The following is a 15,185-nucleotide window of genomic DNA, read 5'->3' on the forward strand; positions in this document are numbered from 1 at the left end:
CGGAGAATAGAATCGCCGCGACGCTCAGAGATAGCCGAGCGCGCCCAGTTTCTCTTCGATATCGCCGCGCTCGACGTTTCGCTCGGTCGTCGGTTCGTGCGTCCCCTCGTCCTCGGCGGTCGTCTCGTACCACGGCACCCGCCGAACCGACGGCAGCGGCACCTTCGGGTGGCCGTAGACGCCCCACTCGCCCTTCGCGTTGCCGTGGTCGGCGCTGATAACGACCCGCTCGGCGTCGAGATTTTCGAGGAGAAGGGCGACCTCGTCCAGCACGTAGCGGAGGTTCGACCGGTAGCTCTCCCAGACTCGCGCTTCGGTGAGTTCGCCGCGTCGCAGTCGGTCCCACGGCGAGTCCCACCCGGCACCTTCGCCGAGCGTCTCGCTGTTCATCCCGCCGCCGAGGGGGTCGGGAACCGAGGGGAAGTGCGGCTGCATGTAGTGGACGACGAGGCGGTCGGCGTCGGTCTCGCGACCCGCCGCGATGGCGCGGTCGGTGATGGGTCGGGCGGGAATCGTCCCTTCGTCGTCGTCCCACGCGTAGCGCCACACGTCGTCGAGTCGAACGAGGTCATTTTCGGACAGTATTCGGTGGCTGAACGGGTTACCGGTGACGTACGCCGTCCGGCGCATCTCGTCGCGATGGTCGTCGGTGAACGTCCGCTCCATCCAGTCGATAGAGGAACTGCCGACGGAGACCAGTTCGTCAGGATGGTTCAAGAACGGATACTCGCCGGCGACTTCGCGCATCAGATCGACACGACAGGCGTCGAGGAGAATCAGCGCGTCCCACTCGCGGTCGTAGACGTTCGTGCCCGTCGGGTAGAACTCGTTGACGCGGCGCAAGCCCCCGAGATACAGTTCGTAGCCGCTCTCGCGGAGGCCCGCGACGCCGTCGTCCCGGATTCGATTCTCCGTGTCGGAGAGCCAGTCAGCGAACGTCATTCCACGTACCCCAAGTCCCGCAGGTGTTTCTCGACCATCTCGTCGTCCTCGTCGACGGCGACGTCGCCCGCGCGGAACCGGCTCATCTTCTCTCGATGCTCGTCTAACGCCGCGCTCAGCGCCTCGTACTCCCCGGGATTCGACTCTCTGCGGTCGTCCTCGGGTTGTTCGTCGGGCGTCTCGCGGACGTTGAAGAAGAACTCGCCGTCGTCGGCGTGACGGAGCAGTTTCCAGCCGTCGGCGCGTCGGGCGTAACAGCGCCCGTAGTCGACCTGCCGGCCGACGTCGCCGAAGGCGTACTCGCGGGCGCCGATTTCGCCGCGGGCGAGTTCGAGCGCCGACTCGCCCTGCCACGTCGACGGCGCGTCGACGCCGACCGCGTCCGCGAGCGTCGGCGCGGTGTCGAGCAGGCGTATCTGACCGTCGACGGTTTCTCGGCCCGTTTCGTCGCCACCGACGCCGTCGAGGACGAACGGCACGCGGACGACGCCCTCCCAGAACTCCGGCGGGTGGCCCGCGTGGTCGTGCTCGCCGACGAGTTCGCCGTGGTCGGCGGTGAGGCAGACGACGGTCTCCTCGCGCGTCCCTCGCTCCTCAAGTGCCTCGACGAGCGCCTCGAACTGGTCGTCGGTGTAGGCGCACTCGGCGTCGTAGAGGCGGCGAATCGTCTCCCACTCGGCGTCGGTCATCTCCTCGGGGTGGTGGGTTCCCTTCCGCGAGAGTCGGCGGCAGTCGGCGACGCTCAGCGGCGCGTCGATGAACTGCCGTTGGTACTCGTCGGGCGCTTCGTAGGGGTGGTGGACGTCCATGTAGTGGAGCCACGCGAACCACGGTTGGTCGTCAGACACGGTGTCGACCCAGTCGAGAAAGCGCCGATTCAGCGACTCGGCGCGCTCGTACTCGCTGGCGTCGCCGCCGGAGGCCGTCGCCATCGCGGCGTCGACGCGGTTGTAGACGCGTTCGATGGTCCGAAAGAGGGGACCGTCTTTGTCGAGGTTCGACTGGACGAACTGCTTGAGTTTGCCCGCTTCGGCGGAGCCGCTGGCGTCGTGCATCAGGTCGAAGCCGCGGTCGTAGTGGTAACTGCCGCTGGCGAAGTGGTTGTCCGTGAAGCCCGCCGTCGCGTAGCCGGCCTCGCGGAGTCGTTCGGCGAGCGTGACGACGCCGTCACCTCGCTCTCCCCGTCCCGCTTCGGGGATGCCGAGGCCTTCGATGCTCGCAAAGTGGCGGCTAGCGTGAATCGCCGGGAACGACGCGGGCGTCGACGGTCCGTTGGCGACGCAGTCCGTGAACTCTAACGCGGCGTCGGCGAACGACCGGGCGAAGGGCATCACCCGGTCGTCCACCCGGTCGGCCCGCAGCGAGTCGACGGTGACGAGGAGGACGTTCATGGCCGACCCTCCGTGTCGGAGGATAAAAGCGCACGGTACTTCGATTCGAGCGCGTCGACCACCTCGGTCCACGTCGGCAGCGGCGTCGCGGGCGCGTCGCGCTCGACCACCCGCCGGACGGCGTCGGCCACCGTCTCGGGGTCGACGCGCGAGATACCCTCGCAGTCCGCTCTGTCGGCCCAGTCGACGAGCGCGCCCGCCTCCCTGACGAGCGCCGGCGTCCCGGCGGCGAGCGACTCGGCGACGGTCATCCCGTACGCCTCGTGCGTCGACAGCGCGAGGTGCGCCGCCGCGCCCGCGTACAGAGCGGGCAACTCTTCGTCGGCAACGTAACCCAGAAACTGGACGCGGTCGTCGCCGCCGATGTCGCGCGCGAGCGCCTCCAACTCGGCGCGGTACGGGCCGCTTCCGGCGACGAGGAGGTCGTACCCCGGCAGCGAGGCGAGCGCGCGAATCGCGTGCTGGACGCCCTTGTACTCGACGAGCCGACCGACCGTGAGCAGGTACGGCCGCGAGCGCTCGAGCGGCGTCGCGTGCTCGAATCGGCCGACGTCGAGGCCGTTCGGAACCACCGTCGCGTCGACGCCGAAATCCCGCTTCAACTGTGCTCGCTCCCACTCGCTGACCGCTACGATGGCGTCGGCGCGACGGAGCGCCCATCCCCCGATGGGGCGGTAGAGTCCGAGCAGTCGGTCGCGGAGGCTGTCGGCGCTGGAGCCGTGGTAGTGGGGCGTGGCGACGAACGCCCGCGATCCGACGCGGAGGGCGGCCAGCGCGAGCGGGAACGAGTGGTAGTTGTGCGCGTGGACGACGTCGACATCCGCGTCGGCGTCGGCGACGACCTGCGCGACGCCCGGCGCGAAGTGGAACGCCCCGCCGGGGGCGACGCCTCGGCAGCGGCGGATTCGCACACCGTTTCGTCGTTCGCGCCGTGACACGCCGGACCCGGCGTCGGCCGTGACGACGGTGACGTCGTGGCCGCGGGCGACGAGTTCCTCGCTGACCCGCTGGACGTGCGTCTCGACGCCGCCTGTGCGGGGCGGATAGCGGTGGGTGACCTGCAGAACGTGCATCGGCTTATCGGACGCTCACTCGTACGCCTCGCGGAGTTCGGCGTCGACCTCCCAGATGGGGCCGCCCTCACCCTGAAGGAGTCGGACGCTCGCCCACCACAGCGATATCTGCGTGTCGAACAGGGCGTACGCCGGCTGTACCGGGCCGAGTCGCTCCGTCGAACCCAGCGCGACGACCGTCAGAAGGAGCACCGGCACCGCGAGCGCGAGCGGGCCGCCGAACGCCGCCAGCGCGAGCGTGAAAAGGACGATTCCGGCGGCGATGGCCCACGGCGACAGCACCATGAAACACCAGTTGAACGGGAGGACGACCCAGCCGTACAGCCCGTGGCGGAACAGCGCGTCGCGGTTGCGCGAGAGCAGGCGGATGAGGCCCATCGCGCGGCGGTCCTTCTGCTTTCGTCGTTTCCGGAACGCCGAGTGCGACGCCTCCATGTAGCGAATCGCCGGGTCGAAGACGACGCGCCCGCCGTTTTTCCGAATCTTCATCGCCAGTTCGGTGTCGTCGGCGATGGAGTCCTCGTCGATGGGGACGATGGCGTCGCGCTCGAACGCCGAGAACGGCCCGTGGAAGATGAGCGTCGAGTCGATGTGCGACTCTACCGTTTGGATCCGCGCCTGGATGTCGCGGTAGCCTTCCTCGACCTCGCTACCGCCGAGCACGTCGACGTTCCGACCGGTGACGCCCTGTACGTCGGGGTCGGCGAGGTTCGCCACCGCCTCGCGGAGCGCGTCGGGAGCGATTTTGGAGTCGCAGTCGGTCTTGACGACGACCTCGTTCGAGGCCGCCGCGTACGCCTCGTTGAGCGCGATGGCCAGTCCGCGACGTTCGTCCTCGCGCAGGAGCGTCAGCGTCGGGGCGTCGCGCTCGGCGAAGAACGCCTCGACGAGGTCGGGTGTCGCGTCGTCGCTGGAGTCGACGACGACGACCTCGACCTTCTCCATCGGGTAGTCGAGCGCGAGGATATCTTCGAGTTTGTTCTCGACGATGCGCTCCTCGTTGTACGTGGGGAGGACGACGCTCACGGTCGGCTCGTTCGGGCGTTTGTCGGCGGGCGACCCCTCCGGTCGGAGGAGGCCCATCAGCAGCAGGAACAGCGCGTACGGCAGACCGACCAGGAAGAACAGCAGGCCGGCAAGCCGGGCGAGACGCTTCATAGCTGCCGGTATCCGGCGGGGCGACAAAAATCCCCGCGATGTGGGTTTGCAGCCCGATTCGAGAGCAGGAGGAAGCGTTTTTATGCGCCCCTCACACAGGTCACGCCAATGGACCGCGCCGACGTCTGTGTGCTCCTCCCCACGTACGACGAGGCCGAGACTATCGGCGAGGTCGTCGACGGTTACCGCGCGCAAGGCTTCTCGGACATCCTCGTCATCGACGGTCACTCCACGGACGGCACGCGCGACATTGCCCGTCAGCACGGCGCACGTGTCGAGACCCAGTCCGGGACCGGAAAGGGCCAAGCCATCCGCGAGGCGATGGAGTATATCGACGCGCCGTACGTGCTGATGGCCGACGGCGACGGGACGAACCCGCCCAGCGACGCCGAGGCGATGCTCGAACCGTTGGACCGCGGCTACGAACACGTCGTCGGCAACCGCTTCGCCGACATGCGCCCCGGGGCGATGACCGGGTTGAACAAACTCGGCAACCGCATCGTCAACCGGGCGTTCGCCTACATCCACGGCGAGGAGTTCGCCGACATCCTCAGCGGCTACCGCGCCTTTACCCGCGACTCCTTCGAGCGACTCGACCTCACCTCCGACGGCTTCGGCATCGAGACCGAGATGTCCGTCGAGTGCGCCAAACGGGACGTGCGGACGGCCGTCGTTCCCGTCACCTACCACCCCCGGCCGGACGGCTCGGACACGAACCTCCGCCCGTTCCGCGACGGCAGCATCATCTTCCTCGAACTCTACCGTCGCGCGAAGACGAACAACCCGCTGTTCTACTTCGGGAGCGTCGGTGCGCTCTCGACGCTGACGGGACTGCTGTTGACGTTCTACGTCGCCTACGAGTGGTTCGTCCCGCCGCGCGTCTCGCACGAGGTCATCGCCGTCGGCGCGGCCGCGGGAATCCTCTTCGGCGTCCAACTGCTCATCTTCGGCGTCCTGGCGGACATGATTCTCACGTTCCACCGCGAGCAACTCCGGAAAATCGAGGAACTCGACGAGAAGACGGACGCCTCGACTCCGAGACGGAAGCCGAGACAGAAGCAGTAATCACTCCGTGTCATACGGGTCGAACAGCGCGACGGACGACTCAGAACGGTATCAGTGCGCGGAGGCGGCCGAAGACGCTCTTGCTGACGGCCGCTCGTTCCTCCTCGAACACCGGGTGGAGTTTGTCGAGCAACTCCGTCTTGTTCTCGAACCGGTCCTGGTGAATCCGGTCTAACGCCTCCGAGAGGCTCAACGTGTTTCCCGAAGCGTCGCAGGGAATCTCGGTGGCGTCTATCTCGGCGACGAGTTCGCCGCTCGTCGCGGGGAACTGTACCCCGGCGTCCGATAGTCGCGCGTCGAGAGCGGCGATGCCGAACTCGATCTGGTCGGGCTCGGAGCTATCGCGCTGTGGGGGCCGCGCTGCCATGACCCGGTGTTGGGACTCGAAGGACAAAAACCCCAACGGCAGTCAGCGTCTTTATCCGGACGCCGTCCCTGAGATGGCGTATGACGGAGTACACGACCGTCTCCATCCCGAAGGAGCTCGCCGAACGCGTCGACGACACCATCGAAGGGACGAGTTTCTCTAGCACGAGCGACCTCGTCCGCTTCCTGCTCCGGAGTATCGTCATCCAACACCAGCGACAGGGCCATCTCACCGAAGCGGAGTTCGAGGAGATCGCCGACCAGCTGACCGACCTCGGCTATCTGAAGTAGCGTCGCGGTCGGAGAACGACCGCCGTTGGACCGGCGTAGCACCGGTCGCCCGACTCACGTAAACGACTCTTGCGGCGGTTCGGCGTCGAGAATCGACAGTTCCAGCCGCGTCCCCGACCGGTCGAACGCCGCGAGCGAGCGGTCCTCCCACGGGGGGACCGCGACGAGGACGACGCCCGCGAGGTCGTCGCTCTTCGTCACTTCGAGCTTTCCCTGCGGGTGGCTGACGAACCGTGCTCGCCCCCGGCCCGCGGGCGTCGCTAGGTCGACGCCGAAGATCGCGTTGACCGCTTGCCCGGCATCCGGCAGGTAAAAGTGCGTCAGAATGGGGGTCTCGGGGTCCACCCCGAGGTCCGCCTCGAACTCGCCGGCGGGCGTCGTCGCCAGCACGACGTTCGTCCGTTCGGGTTCGGCGTCCTCGGCGAGATCCAAGAGCACGTCGACCAGTCCGCGGGTTACGTAGACCACGCGCGAGCGTTCCGGGTGCGGTGATATAACCTCGTTGACTCGCCGTGAGGACCGAGTCGACGCTGCTCCGCTACCCCGAGACCATCATCTTCAGCGTCTTCCCGTACAGCGACGGCGTCCGTCTCCGCGAGTTCTCGAGCGCGTCGGTGAGCGCCTCGCTCGCGTTCTCGTGGACGCCGGGGCCGTGGCTGACGAGAATCCGCTCGGGGTCGAGTCCCGAGAGCGCACGAGTCGGCGGGAACAGCCGAATCATCGGGTGGACGCCCAGGCGTTCGCCCTCGGCGAGGAAGTACGCCACCGTCCCGAGCGCCTCGGGGACGACGAGCGTCCCGGTCGACTCGTCGTAGAGGCCGACCTCCTGCCACGGCGGTATCGTCGAGTTGCGGACGGTGAGCGCGCGAACGCCCGTGTCGCCGAGTTCGCGGCCGAACCGCTCGACGTCGGCGTTCAGTTTCTTTGCGACCCCGCTCATCCAGTCGGGGACGTACACGGTAACGCCGTGTCGACGGGCCAGCACCGCGGCGTCGCGTTTGTGTCGGTCGAGGCCGACGACGACGCCGGCGACGTCGCCGAACTCGGCGAGCAGTTCGTCGACGCCGTCGGTGTCTACGGGGTCGACGACCCACACTTCGCCGTCGAGTTCCAGTGCGTGACTCGCGCGCTGCATCTCCTCGTCGGGGTGAGCCATCCACCCGACTCCGTGTTCCCACCGGTCTATCTCGCGGAGCTCCTCGCGGCCACCTTTCATCGGCATACGCACAGAGTCGGCCGGAAGACGGATAAATGACGCTCCGATCGCACCCCGCCGAGCCTCAACAGCGCGTCCTCGTCCGGTTCCGCGCGGCCGGTTCCCTCCAGTCGACTCGGACTCTCAGTTCCGTCGAACAGAACGTTCAAGTTCGACTGCTGATTTCTCCCGACTATGGTCAGTCTCCGACGGCTGAAGCCGTTCATCGCCGGTGCGCTCGGGATGCTCATCGCCGGACTCGGCCACCTGTATCTGCGCCGGTGGCGGCGCGCTATCGCGTGGATGGCGCTCGTCATCCTCGTCGGAGAACTGTTCTTCTCTCCGGCGACGGTCGAGTTTCTCGACTCCACGATCTCGCAGGGGTCGCCGTTCGTCGCCGGCCAGGCTCCCAGCTCGCCGGCCGTCCTCGAAGAGCTGCTGCTCGTCTCGTTCGTCATCGTGGCGAGCGCGCTCGACGCCGTTCTCGTCGGCGTCCGCACGCTCCGCGCCGAGGATGCGGCCGCCGCAAGCGAGGGCGACAGCAGCACGATGGACGCCGAAGCCACGTGGAACTGTCCGAACTGCGGGAAAGAGGTCGAAGCCGAGATGGAGTTCTGCCCCTGGTGCGCGGAGCGAATCGACTCCGACACCGACGGCTGACCCGACGGGCGCGGGGCGCAGAGACAGAAGCTATAAGCGACGCGTTCGACGAGTCAAATCGACCGATGGGTGACACCGAGGAGACGACGACGGACCGGCCGACGCGCGACGCCATCATGGAGGCGACGTTCCGCGCGCTGACCAAACACGGGTACGCCGGGCTGACGATGCAGAAGATCGCCGACGAGTTCGACAAGAGCAAATCGCTGCTACACTACCACTACGACACCAAAGACGAGCTGCTCGTCGCGCTACTCGACTACATGCTGGCGCAACTCGACGAGCGGCTCGCGCTCGACGAGGAGTCGGACCCGTTAGAGCGCCTGACGACGCTCGTCGACATGCTGCTGTTCGGCCCGGACCGCGAGGCGCACAAGGCGTTTCAGACGACGCTTCTCGAACTCCGCGCACAGGCACCCTACAACGACGCGTTCCGCGACCAGTTGGCGACCAACGACGCCGCCGTTCACGACCTGTTCGCCGACATCATCGCCGACGGCGTCGAACAGGGGACGTTCCGCGAGGTCGACCCCGACGCCGTCGCGAAACTCGTTCTCTCGGCGCTACAGGGCGCTCGGGTCCGCTGGGTGACGCTCGACGAAGACGACGCGCCGGACGAACTCCGCGACGCGCTGTTCACCTACCTCATCGACGAACTTCAGCCCGAAGCCGACGCGTAAGGGCCGTTTCTCGTCGTCTTCTCGCTTCTCACCTCCTCTCGTCGTCTTCTCACCTGTCGCGCTCGCGTCTCGCCTCCGCCTTCTCGCCGACGCGCTCTTGCCAGTCACGGGCGTACGACTCCACATGCTGGTCAGCCTCGCACATCTCGGCCTCGAAGTGAAGTACCTCGACCGCGCGCGGGCGTTCTACGGCGACCGACTCGGTCTCGACGCCGCGAGCGACGACGGGCGAACGGTCGTCTACCCCGTCGGTCCCGTCGACCTCCGGATTCGACGGCCGACGGGCGTCCCGCGCGGCGGCCTCCACACCCACTTCGCGTTCTCCGCGCCCGGCGACGAGTACGACCGGTGGCTCGACCACCTCTCGAATCTGGACCCCGAGGAGGTGCAGTTCGGGTCGTACCGCTCGCTGTACGTCGACGACCCCGACGACCACTGCGTCGAAATCGGGGGCACCGACGGCGACGACGGTGACGAAGCCGACGGCGGTGACGACGAGGCGGGCGAGCGCCGAGACGCCTCCGGTGGTCCCACGCCCTCCCTCACGGGCGTCTTCGAGGTCGTTCTCGAGGTGACCGACCTCGACGCCGCGGAGCGACGCTACGCCGAACTCGGCTTCGAGGTGGTCGACCGCGGCGAGAAGCGACGGCGCGTCCGTCTCCGCGGGCCCGGCGAGCGCCGGCAGCGCTCGCCGTTCCGTCCCTTCGACCTCGAACTGTGGGAGCCGCAGTTGGGACTCGCGGACGCCCGCGGCGGCGTGCACGTCGAGTTAGGCCTGGTCGTCGACGACCCCGACGCGGCCGCCGAGGCGTTCTCAGAGTTCGCCTGCGAGTCGTTGCCGACCGAGAGCGACGGTGACCGACGGCTCCGCGACTCGGACGGCCACGTGCTGACGTTCGTCGACGCGGCGGACGAGTAACCAGTTCTGCCGCGGCCCGCGGACCTAAAGGTGAGAGGTTCGAACGCCGGTCTATGCCCGAGTACCGCAAGGTGTCTGTCGAGTCGGTGCCGAACACGCCGAACCCGACGCGCGAGAAGAAGGAGATCGACGAGGCGGTCGGCGCGAGCGAGTTCGGGTTCAACGTGTTCACCGCCGACCCCGGCGAGCAGGTGCCGTGGGGCTACCACCGCCATCCCGACCACGAGGAGCTGTTTTACGTGCTCTCGGGTGAACTGCGCGTCGAGACTCCCGACGGCGACTTTCTGGTCGAGGCCGACGAGGTCTTTTTCGTCCCTCGGGACGCGCCGAACCGCGCCGTCGCCGCGGGCGAGGAACCGTGTCGATTCGTCGCAGTCGGCGCGCCGAAAGACGCAGCCGGTGCGGTTATCGAGGAGCAGTGTCCGGCGTGCGGCGAGCAGACCGACCGAACGTACGACGCGGTCGAAGACGACGGCCGAACGGTGTACGTGCTCTCGTGTGCGGCGTGCGACGCGGAGACGCGGCGCTTCGAGTGAGTGTCGGCGAGCGTCGCGGCTCGGGTGTCTCTATCGGAGTCGGTCGGTGTCGATATCGACGCCCGGCGGACTGACGACGAGGAACGTCCGGAAGTGCATCAGTTGCCCGCCCATGTCCTTGACCTCGCGGGCGAACCCGGCGGCGAGTTTGTTCAGATCGCCCTGTACAGACAGCACCAGTACGTTTCCTTCCTTGACGTTTCGGACCCACTCGGACGGCTCCGCCGACCCGTCGAGCACGCCGAGAACGACGTCGCCGCGAATTTCGCCGTTCTCGATGTGGGATTCCGCAGTTCGGAGGTCGAGGTCGAACTCGCTCATACGCGGCACTTGCGCGAGGGTATCAAAAATCCTCGCCTTCTCGGCGCGTCTCGGCCCCGCACCGGCCTCTCGTTTCGCACGCACCTCTGAGCGCGTTCGACAGCCGCTCGTTGTGACCGAACGGGCACCTGGAACGCGCTGCGTAGTCCCCTCTCGAACGGCTGTCCAGTTTTTCATCACTCCTCGTGACAATTCGCGCGCGACTCGGTGGCACAGTGAACCGCGGCCGTTTTACGGCAGTTTCGTCCGGACGCCGTCGACTGCCGACCTTCGGTAATATTATCGAATATAAGGAGTAGGGTTGAATGATAGGGCGTCGCCCTCACGCGATTCGCCGGTCGTTCACGAACGTTCGTTTCGCCCGCGAGCGGATCCGAATCTGTTGGAGAGACAGATTTATATGTGTGGTTCCCCCGAGCACGGGACACGATGTCTCACAACGACACGGAGGACACGTCGGATGCCCCGGCGGGTCGAGTTCTTCGACGGCACACTGAACTGCGAATCTGAAATCGAGACGGTACGGCTCTTCGACACCACCCTGCGCGACGGCGAACAGTCGCCGCGCACCTCGTTCAGCTACGACGACAAGCGAGAGATCGCGTCGATTCTCGACGCGATGGGCACCCACGTCGTCGAGGCTGGCTTCCCCGTCAACTCCGACGCGGAGTTCGAGGCGGTCCGCGACATCGCGGCCGCGACGGAGACGACCACCTGCGGGTTAGCCCGCGTCGTCGACGGCGACGTTGAAGCCGCGCTGGACGCCGGTGTCGACATGGTCCACGTGTTCGTCAGCACCAGTGACGTACAGCTACAGGACTCGATGCACGCCTCCCGCGAGGAGGCGGTCGAACGGGCGGTCGCATCGGTCGAACGAGTGAAGGAGGCGGGCGTCGACGTGATGTTCTCGCCGATGGACGCCACGCGGACCGACGAGGCGTTCCTCTACGAGATCATCGAGGCCGTCACTGGGGCGGACGTCGACTGGATAAACGTCCCCGACACGTGTGGGGTAGCGACGCCGACGCGCTTCGGCGACCTCATCGGCTCCATCAAAGCGCACACCGACGCGCGCATCGACGTTCACACCCACGACGACTTCGGCCTCGCCGCCGCCAACGCGATGGCGGGGTTCGAGGCGGGCGCGGCGCAGGCGCAGGTGTCGGTCAACGGCATCGGCGAGCGCGCCGGCAACGCCGCCTTCGAGGAGGTTGTCATGGCCGCAGAGAGCGTCTACGGCGTCGACACCGGCGTCGACACGACGCGCATCACCGAACTCTCCCGCATCGTCGAGGAGAAGTCGGACATCCCGGTTCCCGCGAACAAACCGGTCGTCGGCCGGAACGCCTTCTCGCACGAGAGCGGCATCCACGCAGCGGGCGTCATCGAGAACGCCGACACCTTCGAGCCCGGCGTGATGACGCCGGAGATGGTCGGCGCGAAACGCGAGTTCGTGCTGGGCAAACACACCGGCGCGCACTCGGTCCGGAAACGACTGGAGGATGCGGGCTACTCGCCGACGGACGTCGAGGTCAAACAGGTCACCCGTCGCGTCAAAGACTACGGCGCGGACGGCGGTCGCGTCACGATGAGCGTCCTGGAACAGTTCGCCCGTGACGCGGATGTCGAGGAACCGGAGGAGGTTCGGGCCTGATGTCCCGGCGCGGCGTCGCAGGCTCCGCAGAGCCACGGGTGAACCACCCGGCGAGCAGTCGCGTTTCCGATTCGCTCCGCGAGGCCAGAGCACCGCCTCGCGGGCGAGCCACCGAGGAGAGAGCACCGTCCCGTGCGAGCGCGACCCGTTCGGGCAACGTTTGCACGGCGCGAAAGGGTTTTTACCGACCGGTGATACGGGGCGAACGAGATGCGACAGTCAGGCACACGCCGCACGTCCGCGACGGCCCCCGAGCCGTCGCTTCGCGGCGAGGCTGTCCTCGGTTCGCTCATTATTGTAGGGGCCGCCTAGCCCCTTACCACCCCCTCTTCCGACACCGTTTCGCACCGTTTCCGAGAGCGAGCCGCGCGACCGGTTCGCGCGCTCCGCGACACCAAGCCACGCGCACACCACCGATGCGACCGAACCGACCAGCCACACACCGACAGCAGAGAGGGAGCACAGCATGAGTGAACAACAGCCAGCGCCGACAGCCGAAGAGACCGCCGAGGCCGAGCAGACGACCGAGACGACGCGGATACCGGTCACGACCGGCGCGTCGTCGGTCGTCCGCGCGCTCGAAAACGCGGGCGTCGAAACCGCCTTCGGCGTGCAGGGCGGGGCGATCATGCCCATCTACGACGCGCTGTACGACTCCGACGTCCGCCACGTGACGATGGCGCACGAACAGGGCGCGGCGCACGCCGCCGACGCCTACGGCGTCGTCACCGGCGAACCGGGCGTCTGCCTCGCCACCTCGGGGCCGGGCGCGACGAACCTCGTCACCGGCATCGCCGACGCCGACATGGACTCGGACGCCATCCTCGCGCTGACGGGACAGGTTCCGTCGACGATGGTTGGGTCGGACGCGTTCCAGGAGGCCGACACCACCGGCGTCACCGCCCCCATCACGAAGCACAACTACTTCGCGAACGACGTCGACACCGTCGGCGACACGGTGAGTGAGGCGTTCGCGCTCGCCGCCGAAGGCCGACCGGGACCGACGCTGGTCGACCTGCCGAAGGACATCTCCCTCGGGGAGACCGACCGCGAACCCGGTCCGGCGAAAGCGCCGGAGACGACGACTCCGCCGACCGAAGCCGATTCCGAATCGGTGGAAGCGGCCGCCCGCGCCATCGAGCGCGCGGAGAAACCGCTGCTTCTGTTCGGCGGCGGCGTCGTCAAGGCCAACGCCACCGAGGAAGCTCGCGCCTTCGCCATCGAAAAGGGGATTCCGGTCGTCACGACGATGCCCGCCATCGGGTCGATGCCCGAGGACCACGAACTCTGCCTGTCGTGGGCGGGGATGCACGGCACCGGCTACGCGAACATGGCGGTCACCCACTGCGACCTGCTCGTCGCCGTCGGCTGTCGGTTCGACGACCGACTCACCGGCGGCGTCGACACCTTCGCACCCGAAGCCGAGGTCGTCCACGTCGACGTCGACGAGGCCGAAATCTCGAAGAACGTCCACGCGGACTACCCCGTCGTCGGCGACGCGAAAGCCGTCCTCGACCAACTGGCCGAGGAAGTCGAGCAGTCGCCGGACGCCCGCGAGTGGCGGCAGCAGTGTCGGACGTGGAAAGAGGAGTACCCGCTGGCGTACAAAACGCCCGAGGACGAGCCGCTGAAGCCGCAGTTCGTCGTCGAAGCCTTAGACGAGGCGACGCCCGACGACGCCATCGTCACCACGGGCGTCGGCCAGCACCAGATGTGGGCCGCCCAGTTCTGGACGTTTACGAACCCGCGCACGTGGGTCTCCTCGCACGGCCTCGGGACGATGGGATACGGTCTCCCGGCTGCTATCGGCGCGAAACTCGCGGCACCCGACACGGACGTGGTCTGCGTTGACGGCGACGGCTCCTTCCTGATGACGCTCCAGGAGCTGTCGGTCGCCGTCCGCGAGGAGCTCGACATCACCGTCGCCGTGCTCAACAACGAGTACATCGGGATGGTCCGGCAGTGGCAGGACGCGTTCTTCGAGGGCCGGCGGATGGCCGCCGAGTACGACTGGTGTCCGGACTTCGCCAAACTCGCGGAGGCGTTCGGCGCGCGCGGCTTCAGCGCCGAGACGTACGACGAAGTGCCCGAAGTCATCGAGAGCGCGCTCGCCTACGACGGTCCCTCGGTCATCGACTTCCGCATCGACCCCGCCGAGAACGTCTACCCGATGGTCGCAAGCGGCGGCGCGAACGGGAGATTCGCCCTCTCGGAGGATCAGCTATGAGCGGCGAGGAGTCGACGGACGCCCCCGAGTACGAGTTCGAGGGGCCCGGCATGCCCGGACCCGCCCCCGACGAGCGCCCCCACCCCAAGGGTCGGCGCAGCGCCCACGGCGTCCGTATCGACCCCGAGGCGGAGGCCAACCCGCGCCAGCGGACGGCCGTCGTCTCGGCGCTCGTCGAACACGAACCGGGCGTGCTCTCTCGCGTCTCGGGGCTGTTCTCCCGGCGGCAGTTCAACATCGAGAGCCTGACCGTCGGGCCGACGACGGTCGACGGCCACGCGCGAATCACGCTCGTCGTCGAGGAGACCGACGCCGGCATCGATCAGGTGAAAAAGCAGCTGTCGAAGCTCAAACCCGTCATCCAGGTCGGCGAACTCGACGACGACGCCGTGCGCGCCGAGCTCGTCCTGCTGAAAGTGCGGGGCGACGAGCCCGACAAGGTCCACGCCATCACCCAGATGTACGAGGGCCAGACGCTCGACGCCGGCCCGCGGACCATCACGGTCCAGATCACGGGCGACCAGCAGAAGATCGACGACGCCGTCGACGCGTTCCGCCAGTTCGGCATCATCGAAATCGCTCGAACCGGGCAGACGGCGCTGGCCCGCGGCGACACGCCGACGACGCCCGGCGAAGAACCCGGTCACTCCACCGAACCGAAGGACTCGACGTATCGTGACGGAACCGACGCGGACGAAAATTGACAC

Annotated in this window: 16 protein-coding genes and 1 pseudogene; 9 read left to right on the plus strand and 8 right to left on the minus strand. The window is 67.5% G+C overall.

Translation table 11 applies throughout. The annotated features are described in order from the left end of the window. Nucleotides 1–24: 24 nt before the first annotated feature. Genes LAQ73_RS15330 through LAQ73_RS15345 form a run of 4 tightly spaced genes read right to left on the minus strand, consistent with a single transcriptional unit; the run spans nt 25 to nt 4,564 of the window. The gene (locus LAQ73_RS15330) at nt 25–942 is read right to left on the minus strand and encodes a hypothetical protein (protein WP_224269127.1); all 918 of its coding nucleotides are present in this window, start codon (nt 940–942) and stop codon (nt 25–27) included. After that, nucleotides 939–2,333 (minus strand): sulfatase, encoded by a 1,395-nt coding sequence (locus LAQ73_RS15335; protein ID WP_224269128.1) that lies wholly within the window; start codon nt 2,331–2,333, stop codon nt 939–941. The genes LAQ73_RS15330 and LAQ73_RS15335 overlap by 4 nt, the downstream gene beginning before the upstream one ends. Continuing rightward, nucleotides 2,330–3,406 carry a glycosyltransferase family 4 protein gene (locus LAQ73_RS15340; RefSeq protein WP_224269129.1) on the minus strand — a complete coding sequence of 359 codons (1,077 nt, stop codon included), beginning with the start codon at nt 3,404–3,406 and terminating at the stop codon, nt 2,330–2,332. Before LAQ73_RS15340 ends, LAQ73_RS15335 begins: the two co-directional genes overlap by 4 nt. Nucleotides 3,407–3,421: 15 nt before the next feature. Next, a complete protein-coding gene (locus LAQ73_RS15345) occupies nt 3,422–4,564 on the minus strand; it encodes a glycosyltransferase (protein ID WP_224269130.1) in 1,143 nt (380 codons plus the stop codon). Between the two features lie 108 nt (nt 4,565–4,672). Here LAQ73_RS15345 and aglJ point away from each other — a divergent pair, with 108 nt between their 5' ends. Continuing rightward, entirely contained in the window at nt 4,673–5,629 is a 957-nt protein-coding gene (gene aglJ / locus LAQ73_RS15350) for an S-layer glycoprotein N-glycosyltransferase AglJ (protein WP_224269131.1), read from the plus strand. Nucleotides 5,630–5,669: 40 nt separating this feature from the next. Here aglJ and LAQ73_RS15355 read toward each other — a convergent pair whose 3' ends face one another. Next, on the minus strand, nt 5,670–5,996 hold the full coding sequence (locus tag LAQ73_RS15355) for a hypothetical protein (RefSeq protein WP_224269132.1): 327 nt from the start codon (nt 5,994–5,996) through the stop codon (nt 5,670–5,672). An 80-nt stretch (nt 5,997–6,076) separates the two neighbouring features. Between LAQ73_RS15355 and LAQ73_RS15360 the strand changes: the two genes are divergently transcribed. Beyond that, complete coding sequence (locus LAQ73_RS15360; RefSeq protein WP_224269133.1) at nt 6,077–6,286, plus strand: ribbon-helix-helix domain-containing protein; 210 nt, start codon at nt 6,077–6,079, stop codon at nt 6,284–6,286. 54 nt (nt 6,287–6,340) lie between these two features. Here the strand turns inward: LAQ73_RS15360 and LAQ73_RS15365 are convergent. Continuing rightward, nucleotides 6,341–6,766: pseudogene (locus tag LAQ73_RS15365) on the minus strand (JAB/MPN domain protein-containing protein); the annotation flags it as partial. A gap of 58 nt (nt 6,767–6,824) precedes the next feature. After that, nucleotides 6,825–7,508 carry a hypothetical protein gene (locus LAQ73_RS15370; protein WP_224269134.1) on the minus strand — a complete coding sequence of 228 codons (684 nt, stop codon included), beginning with the start codon at nt 7,506–7,508 and terminating at the stop codon, nt 6,825–6,827. A 168-nt stretch (nt 7,509–7,676) separates the two neighbouring features. Between LAQ73_RS15370 and LAQ73_RS15375 the strand changes: the two genes are divergently transcribed. From LAQ73_RS15375 to LAQ73_RS15390, 4 genes are all read left to right on the plus strand, one after another. After that, nucleotides 7,677–8,141 (plus strand): zinc ribbon domain-containing protein, encoded by a 465-nt coding sequence (locus LAQ73_RS15375; RefSeq protein ID WP_224269135.1) that lies wholly within the window; start codon nt 7,677–7,679, stop codon nt 8,139–8,141. Between the two features lie 65 nt (nt 8,142–8,206). Continuing rightward, on the plus strand, nt 8,207–8,821 hold the full coding sequence (locus LAQ73_RS15380; protein WP_224269136.1) for a TetR/AcrR family transcriptional regulator: 615 nt from the start codon (nt 8,207–8,209) through the stop codon (nt 8,819–8,821). A gap of 124 nt (nt 8,822–8,945) precedes the next feature. Then, complete coding sequence (locus LAQ73_RS15385) at nt 8,946–9,740, plus strand: VOC family protein (protein WP_224269137.1); 795 nt, start codon at nt 8,946–8,948, stop codon at nt 9,738–9,740. A 53-nt stretch (nt 9,741–9,793) separates the two neighbouring features. Further along, the gene (locus LAQ73_RS15390) at nt 9,794–10,276 is read left to right on the plus strand and encodes a cupin domain-containing protein (RefSeq protein WP_224269138.1); all 483 of its coding nucleotides are present in this window, start codon (nt 9,794–9,796) and stop codon (nt 10,274–10,276) included. A 30-nt stretch (nt 10,277–10,306) separates the two neighbouring features. Here LAQ73_RS15390 and LAQ73_RS15395 read toward each other — a convergent pair whose 3' ends face one another. Next, nucleotides 10,307–10,597 (minus strand): DUF5779 family protein, encoded by a 291-nt coding sequence (locus LAQ73_RS15395; RefSeq protein ID WP_224269139.1) that lies wholly within the window; start codon nt 10,595–10,597, stop codon nt 10,307–10,309. Nucleotides 10,598–10,997: 400 nt separating this feature from the next. Between LAQ73_RS15395 and LAQ73_RS15400 the strand changes: the two genes are divergently transcribed. The 3 genes from LAQ73_RS15400 (at nt 10,998) to ilvN (ending at nt 15,182) form a co-directional block, all read left to right on the plus strand. Next, nucleotides 10,998–12,251, plus strand: coding sequence for a LeuA family protein (locus LAQ73_RS15400; protein WP_224269140.1), 1,254 nt, complete (start codon nt 10,998–11,000; stop codon nt 12,249–12,251). 466 nt (nt 12,252–12,717) lie between these two features. Beyond that, nucleotides 12,718–14,478, plus strand: coding sequence for a biosynthetic-type acetolactate synthase large subunit (gene ilvB, locus LAQ73_RS15405; protein WP_224269141.1), 1,761 nt, complete (start codon nt 12,718–12,720; stop codon nt 14,476–14,478). Beyond that, a complete protein-coding gene (gene ilvN / locus LAQ73_RS15410) occupies nt 14,475–15,182 on the plus strand; it encodes an acetolactate synthase small subunit (protein WP_224269142.1) in 708 nt (235 codons plus the stop codon). Before ilvB ends, ilvN begins: the two co-directional genes overlap by 4 nt. Nucleotides 15,183–15,185 lie beyond the last annotated feature (3 nt).

The organism is Haloprofundus salinisoli, from assembly GCF_020097815.1.
GTDB classification, from domain to species: domain Archaea; phylum Halobacteriota; class Halobacteria; order Halobacteriales; family Haloferacaceae; genus Haloprofundus; species Haloprofundus salinisoli.

What these genes read in the sequence shown, in the direction of transcription:
- LAQ73_RS15330 (WP_224269127.1), bottom strand. Translation starts at nt 942, where the DNA reads ATGACGTTCGCTGACTGGCTCTCCGACACGGAGAATCGAATCCGGGAC.
- LAQ73_RS15335 (WP_224269128.1), bottom strand. Translation starts at nt 2,333, where the DNA reads ATGAACGTCCTCCTCGTCACCGTCGACTCGCTGCGGGCCGACCGGGTG.
- LAQ73_RS15340 (WP_224269129.1), bottom strand. Translation starts at nt 3,406, where the DNA reads ATGCACGTTCTGCAGGTCACCCACCGCTATCCGCCCCGCACAGGCGGC.
- LAQ73_RS15345 (WP_224269130.1), bottom strand. Translation starts at nt 4,564, where the DNA reads ATGAAGCGTCTCGCCCGGCTTGCCGGCCTGCTGTTCTTCCTGGTCGGT.
- aglJ (WP_224269131.1), top strand. Translation starts at nt 4,673, where the DNA reads ATGGACCGCGCCGACGTCTGTGTGCTCCTCCCCACGTACGACGAGGCC.
- LAQ73_RS15355 (WP_224269132.1), bottom strand. Translation starts at nt 5,996, where the DNA reads ATGGCAGCGCGGCCCCCACAGCGCGATAGCTCCGAGCCCGACCAGATC.
- LAQ73_RS15360 (WP_224269133.1), top strand. Translation starts at nt 6,077, where the DNA reads ATGACGGAGTACACGACCGTCTCCATCCCGAAGGAGCTCGCCGAACGC.
- LAQ73_RS15370 (WP_224269134.1), bottom strand. Translation starts at nt 7,508, where the DNA reads ATGCCGATGAAAGGTGGCCGCGAGGAGCTCCGCGAGATAGACCGGTGG.
- LAQ73_RS15375 (WP_224269135.1), top strand. Translation starts at nt 7,677, where the DNA reads ATGGTCAGTCTCCGACGGCTGAAGCCGTTCATCGCCGGTGCGCTCGGG.
- LAQ73_RS15380 (WP_224269136.1), top strand. Translation starts at nt 8,207, where the DNA reads ATGGGTGACACCGAGGAGACGACGACGGACCGGCCGACGCGCGACGCC.
- LAQ73_RS15385 (WP_224269137.1), top strand. Translation starts at nt 8,946, where the DNA reads ATGCTGGTCAGCCTCGCACATCTCGGCCTCGAAGTGAAGTACCTCGAC.
- LAQ73_RS15390 (WP_224269138.1), top strand. Translation starts at nt 9,794, where the DNA reads ATGCCCGAGTACCGCAAGGTGTCTGTCGAGTCGGTGCCGAACACGCCG.
- LAQ73_RS15395 (WP_224269139.1), bottom strand. Translation starts at nt 10,597, where the DNA reads ATGAGCGAGTTCGACCTCGACCTCCGAACTGCGGAATCCCACATCGAG.
- LAQ73_RS15400 (WP_224269140.1), top strand. Translation starts at nt 10,998, where the DNA reads ATGTGTGGTTCCCCCGAGCACGGGACACGATGTCTCACAACGACACGG.
- ilvB (WP_224269141.1), top strand. Translation starts at nt 12,718, where the DNA reads ATGAGTGAACAACAGCCAGCGCCGACAGCCGAAGAGACCGCCGAGGCC.
- ilvN (WP_224269142.1), top strand. Translation starts at nt 14,475, where the DNA reads ATGAGCGGCGAGGAGTCGACGGACGCCCCCGAGTACGAGTTCGAGGGG.